Source organism: Streptomyces sp. NPDC059456, assembly GCF_042750055.1.
GTDB lineage: Bacteria > Actinomycetota > Actinomycetes > Streptomycetales > Streptomycetaceae > Streptomyces.
The window spans coordinates 1-5,573 of the sequence record NZ_JBHYVA010000579.1; the positions used below are offsets into that span (position 1 = coordinate 1).

At 72.3% G+C, this 5,573-nt stretch carries 4 protein-coding genes; 2 read left to right on the top strand and 2 right to left on the bottom strand.

The features are described from left to right. Both ACFXA3_RS33860 and ACFXA3_RS33865 read right to left on the bottom strand, forming a co-directional pair. Window positions 1-2,087 (bottom strand): FAD-binding and (Fe-S)-binding domain-containing protein (locus tag ACFXA3_RS33860; RefSeq protein ID WP_385193231.1); only part of this gene is annotated, 2,087 nt, incomplete at its 3' end. A gap of 79 nt (window positions 2,088-2,166) precedes the next feature. Then, window positions 2,167-2,640: a MarR family winged helix-turn-helix transcriptional regulator gene (locus tag ACFXA3_RS33865; RefSeq protein WP_385193234.1), complete on the bottom strand. Its 474-nt coding sequence runs from the start codon at window positions 2,638-2,640 to the stop codon at window positions 2,167-2,169. A 92-nt stretch (window positions 2,641-2,732) separates the two neighbouring features. On the opposite strand from ACFXA3_RS33865, the gene ACFXA3_RS33870 reads away from it, so the two are divergent. Both ACFXA3_RS33870 and mltG read left to right on the top strand, forming a co-directional pair. After that, window positions 2,733-4,649 (top strand): ABC transporter ATP-binding protein, encoded by a 1,917-nt coding sequence (locus tag ACFXA3_RS33870; protein WP_385193238.1) that lies wholly within the window; start codon window positions 2,733-2,735, stop codon window positions 4,647-4,649. A 63-nt stretch (window positions 4,650-4,712) separates the two neighbouring features. Continuing rightward, window positions 4,713-5,573 (top strand): endolytic transglycosylase MltG (mltG, locus tag ACFXA3_RS33875; protein WP_385193240.1); only part of this gene is annotated, 861 nt, incomplete at its 3' end.

Sequence of the window (5,573 nt, forward strand, 5' to 3'; positions counted from 1 at the left end):
ATACGCGCCCGCCCCCCCGGGCCCCCGAGCGGGCGGGCGGCGGCCACCGCCAGCCGGAGGGCTCCCTCGACGGCCTTGAACCCCTTCGCGGCGAGGGCGGCGGCCCGCTCCTCGCGCGGTCCGTGCCGCCGCCGGCGGAAGTCCCGCATCAGGGCGCCCGTGTCGATGCCGACGGGACAGGCCAGCTTGCAGGTGGAGTCGCCCGCACAGGTGTCCACGGCGTCGTGGCCGTAGGCGTCGAGCAGAGCGTCCAGCACCCGGGAGCCCGGCTGCTGGCGCATCATCTCCCGCCGCAGCACGATCCGTTGCCGGGGCGTGGTCGTCAGGTCCCCGCTGGGGCAGGTCGGTTCGCAGAAACCGCACTCGATGCACGGGTCGGCCTCCGGCTCCACCTGTGGAATCGTCTTCAGCCCGCGCAGATGGGCCGCCGGGTCGCGGTCGAGGAGGATGCGCGGAGCGAGCAGCCCGTCCGGGTCGACGACCCGCTTGGTCCGCCACATCAGCTCGGTGGCCCGCGGCCCCCACTCCAGTTCGAGGAAGGGTGCCATGTTGCGGCCGGTGGAGTGCTCGGCCTTCAGCGAGCCGTCGAACCGCTCCACCGTGAGCCGGCAGAAGGCGTCCATGAAGGCCCCGTAGCGTTCGACGTCGGCGGGTTTTGCGGCGTCGAAGGCCAGCAGGAAGTGCAGGTTGCCGTGGGCCGCGTGGCCGGCGACCGCCGCGTCGAAACCGTGCTCCGCCTGGAGCGCGAGCAGCGCCTCGCAGGCCTCGGCCAGCCGGGAGGGCGGCACCGCGAAGTCCTCGGTGATCAGGGTGGTGCCGGGGGCCCGCGCCCCGCCCACGGCGGTCACGAACGCCTTGCGGGCCTTCCAGTAGCCGTTGATCGTCTTCGGGTCGCGGGTGAAGGTGTTGGTGACGGAGGCCACCGGGGCCACCAGCTCCAGCCCGGCGAGGACCTCGGCGGCGCGCCGCTCGTACTCCGCGCGGCCCGCGTCGTCGGGCGCGCGGAACTCGACGAGCAGCGCGGTGGTGTCCTTCGGCAGCCCGGCCCAGTCGGCGGGCACGCCCTCGACGCTCACCGAGGCGCGCAGGGTGTTGCCGTCCATCACCTCCACGGCGAGGGCGCCCGCCGCGTTGAAGAGCGGCACGGCGGCCGCCGCGGCGGGCAGCGAGGGGAAGAAGAGCAGCGCGCTGGTGAGCTTGCGGTCCAGCGCGACGGTGTCGAAGACGACCTCGGCGATGAACCCGAGCGTGCCCTCCGACCCGACCATCAGTCCCCGCAGGATCTCGACGGGGGTGGTCCCGTCCAGGTACGCGTCGAGGCGGTACCCGGTGGTGTTCTTGATCTCGTACTTGGCCCGGATCCGGGCGACGAGCCCCGGATCGGCCTCGATCTCCCGCTTGATCTCCATCAGCCCGCGGCACAGCGCCGGTTCCGCGCGCCCCAGCTCCTCGTCGGCCAGCGGATCGGCGGTGTCCACGACGGTGCCGCCGGGCAGCACGAAGGTGAGCGAGGACAGCGTGCGGTACGAGTTCCTGGTGGTGCCCGCCGTCATGCCGGAGGCGTTGTTGGCGACGACCCCGCCGAGCGTGCAGGCGACGGCGCTCGCCGGGTCGGGGCCGAGGACGCGGCCGTGCCGGGCGAGCGCGGCATTGGCCCGCGCCACGGTGGTCCCGGGCCGGATCCGGGCGCGGCGGCCCCCCTCCAGCACGTCGATGCCGGCCCAGTGGCGGCGTACGTCGACCAGGATGTCCTCGCCCAGGGCCTGGCCGTTCAGGGAGGTGCCGGCGGCGCGGAAGACGACCTCGCGCCCGCGGCCGTGGGCGTACGAGAGCACCGCGGAGACGTCGTCGACGTCCTCGGCGATCACGACCACTTGCGGCACGAACCGGTACGGCGAGGCGTCGGAGGCGTAGCGGACCAGGTCGGAGACCTTCCACAGCACCTTTTCGGCGCCCAGCAGCTCCGTCAGCTCGGTGCGCAGCGGCTCCGGGGTTCCGGCGGCGTGGTGCTCGGGGACCCGGTCGGGGGCGGGGCCTGCGATGCCGCGCGGGCGCAGGGCGCGGGGCTTCGGTTCCAGCAGCGGCATGCGCGACCCCTTGCGTCCTCGTTCGGCCCAGCCCGCCCGGGCCGGTTCGGGGAACCTCTCCGGGCCGGCGGCGGCGTCCTCAGCAGCGGCGCTCCGGCGGGGCGTCCGCCGGGGCGTCCGTCAGAGCGTTCAGCAGGCCGCCGAGCACGTCTCGCTGCTCGGCGGTCAACGGAGCCAGGATCTCCTCCGCCGCGTCGGTTCGCGCGTTGCGCAGCCGGCGCAGCGTGGCGCGGCCCGTGTCGGTGAGTTCGATCCGTATGACGCGCCGGTTCGCCGGGTCGGGCGCACGGCGCACGCACTCGGCGGCTTCCAGGCCGTCCACCAGCGTGGTCACGGCCCGGGGCACGACCTCCAGGCGGGCGGCGAGGTCCGCCATCCGGGGCGGCTGGTCGCCGTCGTAGTGCGAGACGAGGCGCAGCAGCCGGCTCTGGGCGGGGGTGATGCCGAGCGGCTCCAGATGGCGCTTCTGGATCCGGTGGAGCCGGCGGGTCAGCCGCAGCAGCTGCTCGGCGAGCACGCCGTCCGTGCTGTCGGTTTCGGAAGCGGTCCTCATACTGGGAAACAGTACCAGGACCAGATTCATTGTGAGCATAGGTAACAATGAGCTATGCTCATTCGAGTCTCGTCATCGTCAGAAGGAGGCCCATGCGCCCCGAAGAGCCGAAATGGACCCCATCGAAAGAAGCCCTCGACCCCACCCGCCCCGCCCCCGCCGACCAGCCGCGCGAGCTGCGCCGGATCGTGGGCCTCTTCCGCCCCTACCGCGGCCGCCTGGCCGTCGTGGGGCTTCTGGTCTGCGCCTCCTCACTGGTCGCGGTGGCCTCGCCGTTCCTGCTGAAGGAGATCCTGGACGTCGCCATCCCGCAGGGGCGGACCGGGCTGCTCAGCCTGCTGGCGCTCGGCATGATCCTCACGGCCGTCGTCACCAGCGTGTTCGGCGTGCTCCAGACCCTGATCTCCACCACCGTCGGCCAGCGCGTCATGCACGACCTGCGCACCGCCGTGTACGCCCAGCTCCAGCGGATGCCGCTGGCCTTCTTCACCCGCACCCGGACCGGCGAGGTGCAGTCCCGCATAGCCAACGACATCGGCGGCATGCAGGCCACCGTCACCTCCACCGCGACCTCGCTCGTCTCCAACCTGACGGCCGTGATCGCCTCCATCGTCGCGATGCTCGCGCTCGACTGGCGGCTCACCCTCGTCTCGCTGCTCCTGCTGCCCCTGTTCGTGTGGATCAGCCGGCGGGTCGGCCGCGAGCGCAAGAAGATCACGCTGCAACGGCAGAAGCAGATGGCCGCCATGGCCGCGACGGTCACCGAATCGCTGTCGGTGAGCGGCATCCTGCTCGGCCGCACCATGGGCCGCGCCGACTCGCTGACCCGGTCCTTCTCCGACGAGTCCGAAAAGCTCGTCGGCCTCGAGGTGCGCTCCAGCATGGCCGGGCGCTGGCGCATGTCCACCATCGGCATCGTCATGGCCGCGATGCCCGCGCTCATCTACTGGGCGGCCGGCATGGCCCTCCAGTCGGGCGCCCCCTCGCTCTCGGTCGGCACCCTCGTCGCCTTCGTCACCCTCCAGCAGGGCCTGTTCCGGCCCGCGGTGAGCCTCCTGTCGACCGGAGTGCAGATCCAGACCTCGCTCGCGCTGTTCGGCCGGATCTTCGAGTACCTCGACCTGCCGGTGGACATCACCGAACGCGAGGACGCGGTGCGCCTGGACCGGGCCAGGGGCGAGGTCCGCCTGGAGGACGTGCACTTCGCGTACGACGCCAAGCACGGGCCGACGCTGAGCGGGATCGACATCACCGTCCCCGCCGGCGGCTCGCTCGCCGTGGTCGGCCCGACCGGCTCGGGCAAGAGCACCCTGAGCTACCTCGTGCCCCGGCTCTACGACGTCACCGGCGGCCGGGTCGCCCTCGACGGGGTCGACGTACGCGACCTCGACTTCGACTCGCTGGCCCGCTCCATAGGCGTGGTCTCCCAGGAGACCTACCTCTTCCACGCCTCGGTCGCGGACAACCTGCGCTTCGCCAAGCCGGACGCCACCGACGAGGAGATCGCCGAGGCGGCCCGTGCGGCCCAGATCCACGAACACATCGAGTCCCTGCCCGACGGGTACGACACCCTGGTCGGCGAGCGCGGCTACCGCTTCTCCGGAGGCGAGAAGCAGCGCCTGGCCATCGCCCGCACCATCCTGCGCGACCCCCCGGTGCTGATCCTCGACGAGGCCACCAGCGCCCTCGACACGCGCACCGAGCACGCCGTGCAGCGGGCCATCGACAACCTCTCCCAGGGCCGCACCACGATCACCATCGCGCACCGGCTCTCCACCGTCCGCGACGCCGACCAGATCGTCGTCCTGGACAAGGGCCGGATCGCCGAGCGCGGCACGCACGAGGAACTGCTGGAGGCGGACGGCCGGTACGCGGCCCTGGTCCGCCGGGACCGGGAAGCCGCACTCACCCCGGAGTCGGCCACGGCGCGGGTCGTGCACAAGGTGTCGGTGGTCAAGGCCGACGGACCGGCCGAGGGGACCGCCCAGCCGACACCGGTAAACGTGTGATCGTATGACAGACGTACGGAGGTGATGCCGGGAATGTGCCGTTTCGCGGGTTAGCGTGCCCGCATGCGTCATGAGTACCGGCTGCCACGGCGTCGTTCCCGGCTCACTCGCCGGGGCCGTCTGGCGCTCTTCCTCGGCATGCTGCTCGCCATCGGTGCGGCCGCTCTCGTTCCGCTGCTGCGGACCGCGGAGGTCCCCGAGAAGCCGCGCCGGCTGACCATTCCCGAAGGCTGGCGGGCGCCGCAGGTGTACGCGGCGATCGACCGGGAGCTGAAGCTCCCGGCGGGTTCCACGAAGGCGGCGGTCCCCACGGCCGGACTGGCCCTGCCCGCGGAGGCGAAGGGCAATCCGGAGGGGTTCCTGTTCCCGGCGACGTACCCGGTGACCTCGAAGTCCACGCCGGCCACGCTGCTCGCGTACATGGTGCAGACGGCCAACCGGAAGCTCGCGACCAAGGCCGTCGCCGACGGTGCCAAGGCGCACGGGATGACCCCGTACCAGACGGCCACGCTCGCCAGCATCATCGAAGCGGAGGCCGAATCCCGTGCCGAACGGGGCAAGGTTGCCCGGGTGGTGCACAACCGGCTGGCGCGGTCGATGCCCCTCCAGATGGACTCCACCATCAACTACGCGCTGAACCGCACCACCGTGGACACCACGCTCGGTGAGACCCGGATCGACAGCCCCTTCAACACGTACGAGCGGCAAGGGCTCCCGCCGACACCGATCGACAGCCCGGGCCTGGAGGCCCTGGCCGCGGCCGTCGCGCCGACGCCCGGCGACTGGCTGTTCTTCGTCACGGTGAAGCCGGGGGACACCCGCTTCTCGGCCACGTACGAGGAGCACAAGAAGCACGTCGCGGAGTTCAACCGCATCCGGGCCGCCGCCGGTGCCAGTCGGGGCGCGGGGACGGGGGAGCGGGAC

Excerpts from the sequence above, each read along its gene's own strand:
- ACFXA3_RS33865 (WP_385193234.1), bottom strand. The coding sequence starts at position 2,640 with ATGAGGACCGCTTCCGAAACCGACAGCACGGACGGCGTGCTCGCCGAG.
- ACFXA3_RS33870 (WP_385193238.1), top strand. The coding sequence starts at position 2,733 with ATGCGCCCCGAAGAGCCGAAATGGACCCCATCGAAAGAAGCCCTCGAC.